This window comes from Alkalimonas collagenimarina, from assembly GCF_030717845.1.
In the GTDB taxonomy this organism is placed as follows: domain Bacteria; phylum Pseudomonadota; class Gammaproteobacteria; order Enterobacterales; family Alteromonadaceae; genus Alkalimonas; species Alkalimonas collagenimarina.
In genome coordinates, this window is sequence record NZ_JAUZVZ010000009.1 from 46244 (window position 1) to 64167 (window position 17924).

10 protein-coding genes are annotated in these 17924 nt (G+C 49.5%); 6 read left to right on the forward strand and 4 right to left on the reverse strand.

Annotated features, from left to right (window positions below):
• Window positions 1-86: 86 nt before the first annotated feature.
• Entirely contained in the window at window positions 87-2369 is a 2283-nt protein-coding gene (locus Q3O60_RS07930) for a patatin-like phospholipase family protein (RefSeq protein ID WP_305893378.1), read from the forward strand.
• A 65-nt stretch (window positions 2370-2434) separates the two neighbouring features.
• Here Q3O60_RS07930 and Q3O60_RS07935 read toward each other — a convergent pair whose 3' ends face one another.
• A complete protein-coding gene (locus Q3O60_RS07935) occupies window positions 2435-4426 on the reverse strand; it encodes a S9 family peptidase (RefSeq protein WP_305893379.1) in 1992 nt (663 codons plus the stop codon).
• An 88-nt stretch (window positions 4427-4514) separates the two neighbouring features.
• Entirely contained in the window at window positions 4515-4694 is a 180-nt protein-coding gene (locus Q3O60_RS07940; protein WP_305893380.1) for a hypothetical protein, read from the reverse strand.
• Between the two features lie 163 nt (window positions 4695-4857).
• On the opposite strand from Q3O60_RS07940, the gene Q3O60_RS07945 reads away from it, so the two are divergent.
• From Q3O60_RS07945 to Q3O60_RS07955, 3 genes are all read left to right on the forward strand, one after another.
• On the forward strand, window positions 4858-6336 hold the full coding sequence (locus Q3O60_RS07945) for a DNA recombination protein RmuC (RefSeq protein WP_305893381.1): 1479 nt from the start codon (window positions 4858-4860) through the stop codon (window positions 6334-6336).
• Between the two features lie 586 nt (window positions 6337-6922).
• Window positions 6923-9793 (forward strand): TonB-dependent receptor domain-containing protein, encoded by a 2871-nt coding sequence (locus tag Q3O60_RS07950; RefSeq protein WP_369812649.1) that lies wholly within the window; start codon window positions 6923-6925, stop codon window positions 9791-9793.
• A 151-nt stretch (window positions 9794-9944) separates the two neighbouring features.
• On the forward strand, window positions 9945-11456 hold the full coding sequence (locus tag Q3O60_RS07955) for a tryptophan halogenase family protein (protein ID WP_305893383.1): 1512 nt from the start codon (window positions 9945-9947) through the stop codon (window positions 11454-11456).
• 88 nt (window positions 11457-11544) lie between these two features.
• Here the strand turns inward: Q3O60_RS07955 and Q3O60_RS07960 are convergent, their stop codons facing one another.
• Window positions 11545-12639 (reverse strand): dipeptide epimerase, encoded by a 1095-nt coding sequence (locus tag Q3O60_RS07960; protein WP_305893384.1) that lies wholly within the window; start codon window positions 12637-12639, stop codon window positions 11545-11547.
• Between the two features lie 66 nt (window positions 12640-12705).
• A complete protein-coding gene (locus Q3O60_RS07965; protein ID WP_305893385.1) occupies window positions 12706-13863 on the reverse strand; it encodes a DUF819 family protein in 1158 nt (385 codons plus the stop codon).
• A 388-nt stretch (window positions 13864-14251) separates the two neighbouring features.
• Here Q3O60_RS07965 and Q3O60_RS07970 point away from each other — a divergent pair, with 388 nt between their 5' ends.
• On the forward strand, window positions 14252-16126 hold the full coding sequence (locus Q3O60_RS07970; RefSeq protein ID WP_305893386.1) for a glycoside hydrolase family 3 protein: 1875 nt from the start codon (window positions 14252-14254) through the stop codon (window positions 16124-16126).
• 35 nt (window positions 16127-16161) lie between these two features.
• Window positions 16162-17745: a penicillin binding protein PBP4B gene (gene pbp4b, locus Q3O60_RS07975; RefSeq protein WP_305893387.1), complete on the forward strand. Its 1584-nt coding sequence runs from the start codon at window positions 16162-16164 to the stop codon at window positions 17743-17745.
• Window positions 17746-17924 lie beyond the last annotated feature (179 nt).

Below are 17924 nucleotides of genomic sequence, written 5' to 3' on the forward strand. Positions count from 1 at the left end.
CAAAACATAGGTTTTTGTATCTGTACTAACCTTAGCAAGGTGTTGAGCCGGACTCAAATACAATCGACCAGAAGCCAGGATTTGCGATGAGACTAACAACGAGTGATCAAAAGTGGGTACTCATCTGGGGCCTGCTATACTTTTGGGCTACCAGCTTGCACGCAGAGCAGGCTGAGGTCAGCAGCCCTTGTAGCAAAGTCGTGGATCGGCCTTGTGTGGCGTTGGTGCTTGGCGGGGGCGGTGCCCGGGGCGGAGCTCATCTTGGGGTGATCCGTTATCTCGAAGAGCAACAGATCCCGGTGGATATAGTCATTGGCACCAGTATCGGTGCTTTTGTCGGTGGTTTGTATGCCAGCGGCAACAGCCCGGAGCAGATTGAGCATATTTTGACAGAGTTGCCCTGGAGTCAGGGGTTTCAAGACCGGGTGCAGCGGCATGAAAAGCCAGCACGACGCAAGCAGCAACAAGATGCCTATCCCATACAGTTGGAGTTAGGCATCCGACTGGATGGAGTGCATTTACCCAAAGGCGTATTGCATGGTCAGGCTATGGCCGAGTTGCTGCAGCGTGCATATGGCGTTCAGGCCAATCAGCTGGACTTTGATGAACTAGCCATCCCGTTTCGGGCTGTGGCGGCCGATTTGGTCAGCGGCGAGGCCGTGGTACTGGCCGAAGGTAGTTTATTGCAAGCGGTACAGGCTTCGATGTCTATTCCGGGGGTCGTCAGCCCGATGGAGGTGGATCAGCGCATTCTGGTGGATGGCGGCGTTGCTAATAACCTGCCGGTAGATGTGGCTAAAGCATTGGGGGCGGAGCGAGTTATTGCGGTTAGTATTGATGCGCCATTGCTGCAAAAAGAAGATCTAACGGATGCTTTTAGCGTGTCGGAGCAATTGACCAACTTTCTGGTGCGACGAGGACTGGCAGTGCAGCTGGCGCTGCTAAATGAGCAGGATATCTTGCTGCAGCCAGAGCTGGGTGGTATTGGCACCCTGGATTTTGAACAACTCATGCATGGTGCCGACATCGGTTATCAGACTGCCACCTCAGCGACAGCACTGCAATCGCTGGCTGTACCAGCTTCCGATTACCATCTATGGTTATTGGCGCACCGTTTGCCGGCGGCACCTGAGCAACGTATCGACAGGATTGTGCTGCAGAATCAATCGGCGCTGGACGACCACTTATTGTTGACACGTTTAGGCATTCAGGCTGGCGATCCATACGATAGCCAGTTGGTTGAGCAGGGCGTTCGACGACTCTATGGCTTGGATGTTTTCGAGCGGGTTTCGCAACAACTCACTGTTTTAGAAGACGATAGCACTGAATTGCAGGTGCAGGTGCAAGAGAAAAGCTGGGGGCCGGGCTATCTGAATTTTCGTCTGCGATTTGAAGAAGACTTTCAAAACATGCACCATTATCAGTTAGCGGCTAGTTATCTGTATACCAACTTATCGCCGCTGGGGGCGGAGTGGTACTCGGAGCTTGCTATTGGCAGCGACAAACTGTTTAGCAGTGAACTGTATTGGCCGTTGTTGAGCCCGGCTACTTTTGTCAGTGGCACGCTATCGGTGTTCAGTGAGCGTCAGGCTCTGGAGGATAGCAGCCGGCGTTCGCTGGGCAATTTAAATCACAGCGAGTTCAATGCTACTGCCCTTGCTGGCTGGCATCCCAGCGATCATTTCACGCTGGCCAGCGGCTGGACGCGAAGAGCCGGTCGTTACCGGGCACCGGGTTCATTAGCGGAAGAACAGGCCGGCTTGCGTATTACTTATCAGCGGCAGGGTCCTCTCTTGCAAGGGCGATGGGATACGCTGGATAATATTAATTTTCCAGGTCGAGGCATTCGGCTCAGCAGCGAAGTGCAATGGTTGCAAGATCGTTCAGGTGGTGAGCGCGGCAATAGTCGTACCTTAAGCCTGGATCTACTGGCGGCGAAAAGTTGGCAGGCACATCGGTTGCATACCCGCTGGCGCTGGCAGCGTTACCGCAACAATGACCCTGAACTTATCCTTGAGCAGTTTAGCTTAGGGGGCTTTCTGAATTTATCCGGCTATCCGCATCAATATCTGTACGGTAGCACGGTTAGCTTTGGTAGTTTGGTGTATCAATATCAGCTATCGCAGCCGCAGATGTCGTTTTTAAACATGCCTTGGTTTGTTGGTGGTTCCATCGAGCGGGGGCGGGTGCAGGATGACCTGCTGAACTTGAACCAGACCCAGCAAACCGATACCTGGCTGTGGGCTGGTAGCTTGTTTCTTGGCTGGGACAGCCCGTTAGGCCCACTGTTTTTTGGTTATGGCCGCGCCGAGAGTGATGCTCGCAGCCAGATTGACTCCTGGTATTTGTCGCTGGGGCATAATTTTTAGTACGACATCTACTCAAGTACAAAAGATACTCGAAGTATCAAAGGTACTAGCCCCAGCTTTGTTGCTTAATCACTGTGGCGTTCAAACCACTCTAAGATGCGCTTCAGGCGTTCAACCAGATTCACCGGGGTTCCACTACGCGACAGACTGTGGCTTTCGCCTTTAAACACCACCATTTCGGTAGGTACTTCATTGGCTTTTAGGGCATAAAACCACTCTTCTCCCTGACCAATCGGCGTGATGTGATCATCGGTGCTATGAATGATCAAGGTTGGAGTGCTCACTTGATTGGCATATTTTAAGGGCGAACGGTTCCAGTACAAATCGAAATTCTGCCAAATCGTACCAGCAAACTCGCGGCGCATCGAGTTGGGTGGGTATTGCTGAGTGCCAGCTTCCGATATCCAGTTACTGACGCTGCGCTGCGTGACCGCCGCTTTGAACCGATCGGTCTGGCTGGTGATCCAGTTGGTCAAAAAGCCACCGTGGCTACCGCCGGTAATATACAGGCGTGATGTATCCAGCCAATTGTGCTGTTGCAACACATGATCCAGCACCGCTATGTTATCGCGGTAATCAACACCACCATAATCGGCATGCACCGAGTTTTGATGGGCAAAGCCATAGCCCGTGCTGCCGCGATAGTTGGTAAAAACCACGGCATAGCCCGCAGCGGCCATCATTTGGAACTCGTGAAACCACTGGTGACCCCACATGCCGCCCGGGCCGCCTTTAATATTCAACACCAGCGGGTACGATTGGCCTGCTTGCCAGCCAACCGGTTTAAGCAAAAAGCCCTGACTTCGTCCTTGCTCGTGCTCAAACCAAAACGACTGCAACGGTTGTAGCGTCAGCCCGGCCAACAACCCTTGATTGAACTGAGTTAGCTGCTGTGGCGCTTTATTGCCATCCTGATACCAGATTTCTGGCAAGTTTTGCTCGTCTTGCCACAGGTAGCTCAGGCGCTTGCCATTGTCAGCTACGGTGACATTGGAAGCACTACCTTGTTCGCTTAAGCGGATACGGCTGTTATCACGGCGTACATCCAGCTCAAACAAGGGGCGCGCACCCAGATGATCGGCTCCGAGCAAAATTCGCTCGTTGGTTAACCAGTGCATACTGCTGGCATTGCGATCCCAATCCCGAGCGACCGGTTTATTACTGCCATCTCGTAGCTGATGAACTATAAGTTGCTGTGGCTCAAAGTAATCAGCCTGATACTGATACAGTAGCTGGCGGCCATCCGGCGACCACTGCGGCGAGCTGGCTTGGCCTGAAAGGGTATCGAGCCGGGTGGTTGAACCATCACTGAGTTGATACAGATACAAATCCTGTTGCATGCTGCCTTCCAGCGCATTGCTGCTGCGATCCGAGGCAAAAACGATCTGCTTGCCATCAGGAGAAAATTGCGCTGAATGATCATGCCAGCGGGCATCGCCGGTCAGTTGGGTTAGCTGCTTCGTGTCGATGTCCAGTAACCAGAGGCCGGAACGGCGTTCATTCAGATAACCGCTACCATCACTTTTATACAAGGCATGGCGGATCACCACTACATCGGCTTCGGCCTCGTCGCTTTTGGTCTTTTCTTTGGTTGGATCGGTAACGTCTGGGTCGACGGATAAGGTCAGCAGCAATTGCTTGCCATCGGGTGACCAGCTGAAATCACGAATGCCAGCTTGCTTTAATTCTGTTAAGGCACGTGCTTCACCACCAGCCATCGGCAGTAGATACAGTTGCTGACCTTCTCCCCGGCCAGAAATAAAGGCCAGCTGGCGGCCATCGGGCGACCAGCGCGGGCTGCGATCGCCGTTACTAAAACTCAGCTGGCGCGGTTGGCTTTTGCCATCGGTTGCTACCAGCCAGAGGTTGCTGTGGCGCGTGCGTTTATCATCATCGATGGTGCTATGCACAAAAGCGACACTGCGGCCATCTGGTGCCAACTGCGGGTCAGCAACAAACACAAATTGATAATAATCCTCTGGTTGCATGCCTCTGGTCTCTGCAAAAGAAACCGAACAGCACAACAGCATGGTACAAGCAAATAGACGCATCAGCATAAAACCGACCTTTCGTTCAATATAGTAAGCCCTGATTGAAACTGAACAATGGACGGACTGCAAGCGAAAACCGATGAACATGCTTTAATCAGCGAAAGATCATCACCAGCAACTGGACCACCAACACAATAGCCACCAGCGGAAAAATAAAGCGGGTGATTTTATTCAGTTCTTCATTGGAGTGACGTTTGCCAAACTTTTCCAATACTGTTACCAGCAGAAAGAGTGCAAGAAATAGTACGGCGAGAATGATCACGATAGTGGGCATAGTGGTAAACCTAAGCATATAGATGAATAGAACGGACAGTCTAATACAAATTACCTCGCCCGATAAGATGAGTTTCTTTCGCAATTAATTACTCTGGCCTCTTGTTGCCAGGTAAAAAATACGTCAGCATAGCTGTATATAACATCAGGGGTTATGCCGTCGAATGAACGAATTGACGTTATGGGCACTGGGTGCTGCCATAGCAGCAAGCCTGCTGACATTGTGTATCGTGTATCTCATCCTGCTGCCGAAACGGCAGCGCGGGCACTATCAATTACAGCATGCATCCGAGCAGTTGGAGCAGGTGGCGGAGCAGCTGCAGCTTTGCCAGCAGGAGCTAAAAGCGCAAACGGAATTGGCGGGGCGAAGCCGGGAGCTGTTGCAGGTGCGCCAGACTGAGCTGCGGGAGCGGGATGCGCAACTTAGCGAGCTGAAGCAATCTGTGTTGCAACAAAAAACTGAGCAACAACAGCAACAGGCAGACTACCTGGCTATCAAAGAGCAGTACGATCGGCTGTACAGCACTCTGGAAGCGAAGGAGCAAAGTTTTGTAGAGCAGCTGGCCTTATTGAAAGACAGCCGAGAGCAGCTAAAAAAAGAGTTTGAGTTGCTGGCACAAGAAATCCTCGAACGAAAGGGCAAGGTTTTTAGCGATCTTAGCCAGCAAAACATCCAGCAATTACTTTCACCACTGCAGAGCGATATGAAAGGCTTCCGTGATAAAATGGAGCGTATTCACAGTGAAGAGTTGCAACAGCGTAGCTCGTTGAAAACTGAATTGCTGAACCTACAGCAGCTGAATATTCGCATTACTGATCAGGCTGAACAGCTCACTAAAGCACTGCAAGGGCAAAAAAAAGTGCAGGGCAATTGGGGAGAGCTGATGCTGGAGAACGTGCTGGATAATTCCGGCCTGCGAGCCGATATCGATTACAAACGCGAGGTCAGCTTCACCACGGCGGATGGCCGCCGCCGGCCAGATGCCATTATTTATTTGCCACAACAGAAGCATATGGTGATCGATGCCAAAACTTCGCTGGCCGCTTACACCCGCTTTGTGAATGCAGAAGATGAACTGGAAAGGCAGCAAGCTTTAGCTGAACATTGCCAGGCGGTGAATGATCGGATCAACGAATTAGCTGACAAAAGTTATTACCAGCTCGAGGGTCTGCATTCACCTGAAGTGGTATTTATGTTTGTGCCTATTGAATCTGCCTATGTGGAAGCATTGAAATTTGACAACAGTTTGTATCAGCGGGCATTGGAACGAAATGTGTTAGTCGCAACACCGACCACACTGTTAACCAGCCTGAACATTGTCCGGCAATTGTGGCGCTTTGAAGACCAAAGCAAGCACACTGCTGAACTGGCCAACCGGGCGGAGAAATTCTACAGCAAACTGAAGTTATTTTTAGATAGCATGCAGGGCGTGGGTAAGCAGCTGGATAAAGCCAAAGACAGTTATGAGAAAGCCTTTGGACAGCTGTACAGCGGCCGCGGTAATTTGATTAAACAGGCTGCTGAATTTAAAGAGCTTGGGGTAGCGGTGAAAAGTGAGATCGATGCTGAGCTGGTCGATAAAGCGCGACTGGAATTGCATACAGCCGTTTCTTCAACGCCAGATCATGACCAAGCGACGTAAGCAGCATCTTAAGTTAGCTTGGGGATGTATCAGATGCTGCTCTTTCAGACGCTTTTAGTGATAACACATAGCGAAAAGCATAATGGCTAATACAGCCAGATTTCCGGCGGTGAAAATTCCGAACTCAATACGAGCTTCCATCTTTTGTTCAGCGTTCAGTGACTTTGGCAGAAAGCAGGCGTAGAAAAAGCAGCTTAAACCCAAAGTAAGACTTAGCACAGTCAAGGCAAACAACAACGACGACAACACCAGCTCCATAACTATTCCTCTAAATAAGCTGCTTGGCAGATAAAACGCTGCGTATTCTACGGGATCTTGTCAGCTTTTGCATGAAAAGCCGTTCAACAGGCCGCAACAAAGGGTGGAACACCTTGACTTTTGGTTAGGTTAAGCCAGAATCTTCATAGGAATAATTAAAATTAGCTTTTAAAAACATATATTTAAAATCATTTAAGAATGAAATATTCTAGAATAATAAAATATTCAGCATAATTTATTTCAAATTGACTCGATCTTTGCTATGTTAAAACTGTTCGGAAAACGAACACCTTATATAAGAAAAAATCCAGGTGACCAGTTAGGAGAGATGCAAGTGAAATTAAAACGACTAATAGTGTGCTTAGCCATGGCCGGGCTGGGATCACAAGCGGTAGCAGAAGATGCTGCCCAAACTACCGATGAGGCCACTGAAAAGGTTGAACGTATTGAGGTAACTGGCTCCAGTATTAAACGCCACAATATGGAAGGCGCCCTGCCTCTGACTGTTATCTCTAAATCAGATATTGATTCAGCTGGTATCACCAATGTTGATCAGCTGATGCTTAACCTGAATATAGGTGCTAACTCCAATGACAACCTGGCCAGTAATGCCGGTATTGTTGGTGGGGAAGAGCGTGGTAATAATGGAGCATCCAGTGCCAACTTACGAGGGCAGGGGCGTGACTCAACACTCGTACTGTTAAATGGACGCCGGGTGGCAACTCACGGTATTCAAGGCCGTGCCGTTGATTTGAATTCCATTCCTTTTGAAGCCATTGAACGAGTCGAAGTACTGCGGGATGGTGCTTCTGCCGTCTATGGTACCGATGCGATTGGCGGTGTTATTAACTTTATTCTTAAGAAAAACTATGACGGTGTGCAGGCATCTACCTTCATAGACCATACCCAGGATGGTGGTGGTAATATTTACCGGTTCAATGTGTTAGGCGGGACCGGCGATTTATACAACGATGGCTATAACCTGATGGCTAGTCTGTCGTACAGCAAAGCTGAAATTTTACGTGGTACCGATCGTGATTTCACCAACACTTTCCAGCCAGAGCGTGGTTTATCACCGGATACCCGTGGTACGCCGTTTGCTTCAATAAATAACCGTTTTTCTGATCCAGATAACCCTGCTAGCTCCCATTATAATATTATTGGTGGCGGCCTTGTCGATCCGGAAACTGGTTTGTCTCAGACCGTCCTGAATATTCTGGCGCTGCCAGGCCAAGCTGGCTGTGCTGCCGGTGGTGATGGTATGGGTGTGGATACCGGCGCGCTGTGGAATCGTTCCAATGAAATTTTCAGCTGTGCCTGGGATTACCCGCGAGCATCTGTATTGCAGCAACCAGTTGAAAATTTGAACCTGGTGTCCAGAGGGTCTTTCATGCTGGACAGTGGTGATGAAGCCTTTATTGAAGTGGTTGGCTCTCATGTCACCAGTAATAAAGTGTTTGAACCAAACCAAATCACACCGTGGGCAATTGGTGCTGAGGGTTTTTACCCCAGTACTGGAGAGTCTTATGATTTTATCGCCAATGCGTTGGCCGATCATTATGGGGAAGACCAGATAAACCGTGGCGCTCCTATTGCTTATCGTTGGCGCTGTGTAGATTGTGGCCCCCGTGAAATTGAAACGACCACCAAGGCCTACCGGTTTTTAGCTGGTTTACAAGGGATGTTGTTTGATGATGAGTGGGATTACAAACTAGGGATCTCTTATGCGTCCAGTGAAGCCGAGTCAGAACTGGGCACGGGCTATCACTTTACCGGCTTGCTGGCTGAAGGGCTTGGTAGTGGTGATATCAATCCATTTTTGTTAGCTGGTCAGTCTCAGAGCAGTGCTGGTATGGCGGCTCTGGAGCGTGCTTCTGCTGAGGGTACTATTCTTTTTGGCGGTAAAACCACTATGCTGCAAGTCGATGGTTTGATTAGTGGTAGCACGGGCTGGGAATTAGCAGGCGGTGAAGTCATGGTCGCTGGTGGCTTTGATTTCAGACGTGAAGGCTATGAATTCCAGGGCGACAGACGTGCAGCCAATGATCGGCCAACCATTTATGGTGCTCCGTTCGATGATGCCAATGCACTTGACGATGTCAGCCGAAACATTAAAGCCGTATTTGTGGAAGCTCTGATCCCACTGACTTATGACCTTGAATTGAACCTGGCGGTTCGTCATGACCGTTATGATGGTTTTGGTGGCACGACCAATCCAAAGGTATCATTGAAATACGACATAACAGACGATTTGATGTTGCGTGCCGCATACAGTACAGGGTTTCGGGTGCCGTCGTTCAACCAATTGTATAATGGTGTAACCGTCTTGCCCTATACGGGACTTGATTTTGCTGACCCAGCCATTTGTCCGGGTGGTCAGGTTAACCCTGATAATCCGAGCTGTGCTGAGCCGTTGCAGCCAAGCATGGTGTTTGGCGGTAAAGAGAATCTGGGACCAGAGGAATCCGATCAGGCAAATATTGGTTTGGTATGGTCACCGGTTGATAGTGCTACTTTCACAATGGATTACTGGGAAATCAATAAAGAGGGGACTATTCAAACCCTCAGCTTTGATGAGCTGATTGATAACTTTGAGTTGTTTGAAGACAACTTTATCCGTGACGGCAGTGGTAACCTGATTAGTGTAGACAGACGCTGGGTGAATGCCGGTGAACGCAAAACGTCAGGTGTGGAAGTCAATGCCATGTTTAATGGCGAGCTGTACGATGGTCGTTGGGGCTTGTCTTTCAATGGTAGCTACCTGATTGAGGATCGGAAGCGGATCCTGCCAAATGCAGAGTTTGGTGACAATCTGGTAGGGACTCACAGCCGTGGTAACATTCCACTGCGCTGGAAGCACACCGTGTCATTTAACTGGAGCCGTGGTGACTGGACTCATAATTTAATCCAGATGTTCCGTGATAGTTATTTAGACGAATTACCACCTGGTATTGCTTCAGGTAATACGCGTCCTGATAACTGGAACCCTGTGGTGACAAGCTACACCACTTACAACTACAGTGTGACGTACAAAGGTCTGGATCAATTGGATTTAACCTTCGGTATCAAGAACCTGTTTGACAGGGATCCGCCATTTACCGCTCACCAGAACGACTTCTCACCTGGTGCTGCGTTTGACCCACGGGTTGCTGACCCACGCGGGCGGGCGTTTACCTTGCTGGCGAAGTATACGTTCTGAGGACTATGTCAGACGTGAGCCTAGTGGTATGGTAATACCTCAATAAATAAGCGGCCTCAGGGCCGCTTATTTTATGGTGTGAGGAAGTAATTGTCGGCTTAGCCGACAGATGTTCATAATGTATCCTGGCCTATCAAACAGGAGCCTGATTGTGGCAACAACAAATAGTAACGCAATTCAACGTATCTGTATTCTTGGGGGTGGAACCGCAGGTTGGATGACTGCAGCTGCGCTTTCGAAAGTACTTGGCGATCGATCTATCCAGATTGAACTGGTTGAATCCGAGAGTATCGGCACTGTTTCTGTGGGCGAGGCGACCATCCCCCAAATCCGGGCGTTTAATCATCTGCTCGGATTGGACGAGATGGACTTCATGCGCCATACCCAGGGGACATTTAAGCTGGGTATTGAATTTATAGACTGGCACAAACCAGGCACAGCATATTTGCATCCATTTGGCCCTTATGGTGCAAATATGGCAGGGGTGCCTTTTCATCATTATTGGTTAAAAGATGGCCGCCAGCACCCACTGGAAAGCTATTGCCTTGAAGCCATGGCAGCACGTGCAGGTAAGTTTATACCTGCCGTAGAACGATCAGGCGCTCCGGCAAAACAGGTCAATTATGCGTTCCATTTTGATGCGGTTGCCTATGCAGCTTATTTACGTAAGTTTGCTGAGCAGCGAGGGGTGAAACGAAGCGAAGGACGTATGCAACATGCCGTACTTCATCCTGTTACTGGTTTCGTTCAGGCGCTCATCCTGCAAAATGGCCAGAAAATTGAAGCGGATCTATTCATTGACTGCTCAGGATTCAAAGGCCTGATTATTGAAAAGGCGCTGCACTCAGGCTTTGAAGACTGGAGCCACTGGTTGCCTTGTGATCGCGCTATAGCTCAGCCCTGTGCTTTAACCGAGCCGGCAAAACCCTATACACAATCCATTGCGCAATCAGCTGGCTGGCAATGGCGGATCCCGTTGCAGAATCGGGTGGGTAATGGCCATGTGTACAGTAGCCATTATGTGGATGACGACAAGGCATTGCAGGTGTTGCATAACACAATGCTTGCTAAGCCTGAAGCCGAACCTAACTATCTGCGCTGGCAGACGGGCCGAAGGCGTGAACCATGGAAGAAAAATTGTATTGCTATCGGGCTGTCGGCAGGTTTTCTGGAGCCACTTGAATCAACCGGGATACAATTGATTCAATCTGCTATCTCTCGTTTACTAAGCCTGTTTCCTGATAAAAGTTTTGCAGAAGAAACCATTGATACCTTTAATCGCTACAGTGCATTTGAAATGGAGCGGATCCGGGACTTTATTATTTTGCACTACAAAGTAAATGAGCGCGATGATTCTGATTTCTGGCGGTATTGTCGGAGCATGAAAGTACCGGATAGTCTCGAAGATAAAATTAAACTGTATCAACGAAGTGGCAGGATATTTCGTGAAAATAATGAACTGTTTAGTGATATCAGCTGGTTATCTGTTTTAAATGGTCAGGGCATAATACCGGAAAGCTATCATCCACTGGCTGATCAGTTACCAGACGATAAACTGCAAATGCAATTGTCTTCTTTGCAAAAGCAAGTGCAGGATACCGTGGCGGTGATGCCAGCTCAGGCTGATTTTATTGCCCAATATTGCAAGGCAATCGGTCGCTGAGCAATCGTATCAACGAGTGAAAAATCAGGCATAAAAAAATCGGTGAGCACTTTGCCCACCGATTGGAATGACGACAGGGAGAACGCCGTCAGGGCAACATCACTAAACCTTTAATGCTCTGAATGCCTAAGCCTGGTGCATCGTTGATGCTGATATCTGCACCATCGAAATTCACACTGCCAACCACCGGGTCGAAGGCACACAGCGATGGGCCATCTAAATCGACTTTGGTGATCACATCGGATTTTGCGACGGCCAGGTGTACCGCAGCAGAGACACTGACACTGGTTTCCAGCATGCAGCCAATCATGCACTGCATGTCGTAAAATGAGCAGATATCTGCGATTTTAATGGCATTGGAGATACCACCGGTTTTCATCAGTTTGATATTGATAATGTCGGCAGCACGCATTTTGATTAAGTCGATGACTTCGCGTGGGCTAAAGGTAGTTTCATCGGCCATCACTGGTGTATGCACCCGATCCGTCACGTACTTTAAGCCATCAATATCCAAGGCTTTGACCGGCTGCTCTACCAGCTCTAGCCTGACGCCAGCATCTTCCAGCTTATGAAGCGCATAGACTGCTTCTTTTGCTGTCCAGCCCTGGTTTGCATCCAATCGGATCAAGGCGCGGCCTTCTACAGCGGCATAAATCGCTTTCACCCGCTCAATATCAACACCAATGTCTTTGCCAACTTTCACTTTCAAGGTTTCAAAGCCACGATCCACTGCATCGAGCGAGTCGGCGACCATTTTATCGATGTAATCGACACTGATGGTCAGATCGGTGGTGAGTTTCGGTACGCCACCACCCAACATTTTGTAAAGTGGGGCTTTGTATAATTGAGCAAATAAATCATATACAGCGATTTCAACAGCAGCTTTAGCGCTGTAGTTTTTCATAATACAGTTTTGAATGGTACGAGTGACATGGTTCAGATCAGAGATATCCAGACCGATCAGTTTGGGCTTGATCACGGTACGGATGGCTTCAATGATGGAGCCGTGAATATCGCCAGTGATCACCGCCGTGGCGGGTGCTTCACCATAGCCAATATGGCCGGTGTCCGTCTCAATCATCACAATGACGTCTTCAATCTCATTCACGGTTCGAAGCGCCGTTTTAAAGGGCGTTTTCAGTGGAACTTTCACCATACCCAAACGGATATCAGTTATTTTCATGTGTAACCTCAAAAGCAAGCAACCAATCGCTTATTTCATCATTATTACTATAGGTTGGCTCTGACTTCAGGCCAACCAGGATAATATCTTTCCAACCAGCAAGCCACCAGCGGTTCCAACCACGTAGCCAAGCATAGCCATGAGCACACCCACAGGGATCAATGCTTTGGAGTAGGCTGCTGCCAGAATAGGGGCTGAAGCCACTCCACCTATATTGGCAAGCGAGGCAACACCACAGGTGAAGAGATCCAGTTTAAATACCTTTGCGACCAGTGCCATCAGTACGCCATGAATACACAAGATCATCAAACCAGCAGTGACATAGAGCGGCGCTTTGGCTAAATCGGCAAAATCAGCCCTGGAGGCAATTAAAGCGATGATGATCAATAACATTATTTGTGATAATTCGACAGAGCCTGCCATTTTTCCTAAACGGCTCATCGCAGCCAGAACACCGAGCAGGGTAACCAGTAAAATGGTCCAGGTCATGGTGGTTAAAAATGCCGTCGTGGGCAGCCAGGCTGCTACTGCCTGACTACCTGCTGAAACCAGCAGACTGGCGCTTAGTAAAACCAATAAGTCGATTTGAGTCACTGGCTTTTCAGTCGCCTGGCTGGCAAGGCGCTGCCCCGCTTTTTCCAGCTGGCTGCTATCAGCCTTGGTCCAGCCATTAAATTTGGCTGCGTAAGGCACTAAAGCCAGCAGGATCATCACCCAGAGGGCATAGTCGATAGAATCCATCAACAGGGTGTAGCCCATGCGGCTATCAGGCACATTTAGGGCAGACTGAATAGCGGCCATGTTGCCAGTACCGCCCATCCAGCTACCCGAGAGAGCGGCAAACGTCTGCCATGCATCGCTCTCAAGCCAACGATTAAATACGGCAAAGGTGATAATAAAGCCCAGCATGATAGTGATTACGGCAGTAAAAAAGGCCCCCAACATGCGGGGACCAAGGTGGGCAATCGCTCGTAAATCACTTTTCAATAACATAAGGAAGATCATGGCAGGTAGCAGGTTATTTCGCACCACCAAATAGGTCTGGCTGATACTGTCCGTTTGCGACCAGAGACCAAAGCTGGAAGCTAGCATCACACTAAAGTACAACAGCACAATACCAGGCAGAATGGTAAAAATACGCCAGCCACTGTGTTTTTCGACTAAGGCAAGAGCTGCTGCAAAACAGAGCAGTACGGTTAGAAACAAAAAGCCATCGGTAATCATCTTGTCATTAACACCCTAAGTAATGGGATAGTGCGTAATTAAATATTCTATCTTGAATAAGACATTAGCATAAATTATTCCGATGGGAAATCTTTTTGCTGGATAATTCAACAGCAGTTGTGGATTGATGTGGTTGAAGAATATCTTTGCAAGGTCATATTATGATGATTTTTTTGAATAAAAAATTCCTTTTATTTCCTGTTCTGGAATAATTTAGTTGTTCGTTTCAGGACGGTTTGTTATGGTGGTGTCACTTTTTCGTTGATACACATTGGTTATGAAAACAAGTGAGTTCGCCATAAACGGTAACAAGCATAAAAAAAGTGTACTGCATTTTAGTTGGATTGCTACTATAGCTTTGTTGATAATTTATCTGGGGTGGCAAAGCGTGTCTGACCAATTGAGTCTGGAACAAAAAATTGCGCAAAAAATGATGATTGATGTGCGCTATTTCTGTCAGGAAAGCAAGCCGATGAGTTCGTCAGACAACTCGCCAGTCCCTTGCCGCTCCGCAGTGACTCGTTTGCCTGACGAATTGCATACTCTGATTAAAGACACCAGCTTAGGTGGTGTTATTTTGTTTGCTGAAAACCTGCAAACTGTCGAACAAATAATTGATTTAACCCAGCAATTGCAAGATGCAGCTTTGCAATCAGCTGCCGCTCGTCCACTGTTTATTTCGATTGATCAGGAGGGGGGGCGTGTGTTTCGTACCCCCAGAGCCATCACTACCGGTTTTGCTGGCAATATGGCCATAGGTGCCACCTATGCCAGACATGGCGTAGATTATGCGGGGGAAGTGGGTGCCGTGCTGGCTAAGGAGTTATCGGTGCTTGGAATTAACACCAATCATGCGCCGGTCATCGATGTAAACAGCAACCCTGACAACCCGGTGATTAATGTGCGCTCTTTTGGTGAACAGCCGCAGATGGTGGCTGAATTATCTGTTGCTATGCTAAAGCAGATGCAGCAAGCAGGTGTGATGGCGACGTTAAAGCATTTTCCCGGTCATGGCGATACCCATCTCGACAGTCACTTGGCATTGCCAGTCGTCAATCACCCGCGCCATCTGATTGAGCGCGTCGATTTGGCTCCTTTCCAATGGGCAATTGATTACAGCAAGCCTGCCATGATCATGACCGCACATATTCAGTATCCGGCACTGGATGACAGCCGTGTGAGCAGCCGTGACGGTGAGTCGCTGATTCGACCTGCCACCATGTCGCGAGTGATCCTGACCGATCTACTACGCCATCAGATGAACTTCGAGGGATTAGTGATCACCGATGCGCTTGATATGGCCGCCATCAGTCACTATTTTGAGCCAACAGAAGCCGTGATTGAAACCTTTGCCGCTGGGGCTGATATCGCCTTGATGCCATATCCCATTCGAACCGTAGATGATATTGCTGCATTGAAGGCCATGATTGCTGATATTGCCGCCGCCGTTCGACAAGGGCGGATTGATGAAAGCGAACTGGATCAGTCATTGGCGAGAATTACCCGATTGAAGCAATCTTTTTTGGCAGACAGCAAAGTCGTTGCCGATCGCAGCCATTTGTATCAGCAGGCTAAGGCTGTATTAGCCCAGCCATCTCACCGGTATCTGGAGCAGCGTCTGGCCAATGAGTCGGTGACACTTGTGCAGGCGAAAACTGGGGTTTTGCCACTGCAAAGCAGTCAGGTTGAGCATGTACACCTTATTGCAGCGACGGAGCTGCAGGCAGCGATGCTGCAACAAGAGTTTCAACACCATTGGCCTGCACTGGCGAATGGTGAGGTGCGGTGGACCCAGTCGGTATTTTCTGACTGGCAACAAGTAGAAGCCGAGCAGCTCAGTGCGCAGGCAGACTGGGTGATCCACGCGGGTTGGCAACGGTTGGCTAGTTTAGTCGATATCGGTGGTATGGCCGATCAAGCCTCTCAGCAGCGTCCTGCCATTAGCTATGACGATGCCATGAAGGCTAGTGAGCTGGCGCTGGGTGCTGCCAGAGCACAGCAGCGCCAAATATTCTTACTTGGCTTTGGCACACCCTATGAGCTCGAACCCTTATTACCACTGAGCGATGTGGCCATTGTAGCCTACCACCATGGTATTCACCGCGATGCCGATAGCGAGAGACTGGCAGGCCCCACATACAGGGCGGTTGTGGCTGCATTATTCAATCAATCCCCCTTTCACGGGGATCTGCCTGTGCAGCTAAGCATGCCACACTGTGACTTGTGTATTGATGACAGCCTGTCGCAGCAGGGGGCTCTGTGATGTATCGAGCTTTATCATGGCTGGGTTGGTGCTGCTTGAGCACTGCTTCTGTGTTTCCTGCAACTGCCTCTACCTCTGAGTGGGAGATGCTGCTGCGAGGCCCGGCGCAGCTTGAGGTGGAGTTGCCAGAGCAGCGTAGTCAACGTCAGTGGGTCAATGACCGACGGATGTTTTACAGTTATCAGGGGCAAGGCACCTTGTGGCTGGATATGCAGCAGGCGAGTGCGGCGACGATTATGGTGAATGGCAAGTCACTGAACTTGCCTGAAAACATCACGCAGCAGCCGATGATCCTATCGTTGGCGGATTACACCCGGGATGGCTTGAATCAACTGCATGTGAAGGCCGTCGAGCCGGAAAATACCAGTATTCAGCTGCGACTGTCCTATCCGGTGTTGCAGCAAGGCAGCGCGGCCGAAGCTGGCTTTTCTTCAGCACGCTTGTCCGAGCTGGATGCGATGATTGAACAAGAAGTGGCAGATGGTTTTCCCGGCGCTGTGTTAGTGGTAGTAAAAGATGGTCGGGTGATCAAAGAAAGCGCTTATGGCTATGCTAGCCGCTACGACTCGGAAGCCAGAGACTTAACAAACCCAGAGCCGATGCAGACCGACACCTTGTTTGATATTGCTTCAAACAGCAAAATGTACGCGACTGTGTTTGCCCTGATGAAGCTGGTGACTGAAGGCAAGTTGGATATCAATCTACCGATCCAACACTATATTTCCGAGTATCAGGGGGATGGTCGCGAACAAAGACTGGTTCGGGATTTGCTGGACCACAGCGCGGGGTATGGCCCGGAGTTGCACTTTTTTAGACCAGATAACCGGTTAGGTAAGGATTTTTACTCCATTGATGCGCAACGCACCCGGCAGTTGTTAGCCACAGCAGTGCCCTTTGTGCGCGAGCGCGGGCAGAAGTCGGTCTATAGCGACACCGGTTTTATGCTGTTGGGCGTCTTGATAGAGCGGATCACCGGCCAGCCGCTGGATCGGTATCTGGAGCAAGCCATTTATCAGCCGCTGGGGCTGGAGCAGACGTTGTTTAACCCGCTACAAAAAGGCATAGCGCCGCAGCGTATTGCTGCCACTGAACTGGATGGCAATACCCGTGGCGGCATGCGCCAGCAGTTTCCTGCCATGCGCCGCGGCGTATTAAGAGGCGAAGTGCATGATGAAAAAGCATTTTACTCGTTGGCTGGGGTAGCGGGGCATGCCGGACTGTTCAGCACTGCCCGGGAGCTTGCTGCCTTGATGATGGTCGCCAACTATGGAGGCTATGGCGATGTGTCGTTATTTAGCCCTGCAGTATTGCAGCAATTTGTACGGCCAGGTACTCGCGATCATCGTTTTGGTATGGGCTGGCGCATGGCAGTACAGGGTGATCTGGACTGGCATTTTGGCCCCTACGCTAGCCGTTATGCCTATGGACATACTGGCTGGACCGGCACGGCAACGCTTATAGATCCGCATTACGATTTACTAGTGGTGCTACTGACCAACAAAAAGCACTCGCCGATCCGTCGTGATGCGTCGGGGTATTACTTTGCTGGTGACCGTTTTGAAACCGGCCGTTATGGCAGCGTAATGAGTAAGATTTATGAGGCAATGTTAGGGTTGTAGAACTGCTATAACATACTTGAACCAGAGAGCTTTGTGTAAGGACTGGGTGGCTGGAGATACTTACTCCACCGGCTTCAAGGATCACGTCCCTGTGCCCTTTCAGCCTGCGCAGCATCCATGCTGCTGTTGCGTAAGTACACCAGCAAACCAGCCCTAGTCTTGGATCGTAAGCTTACTTA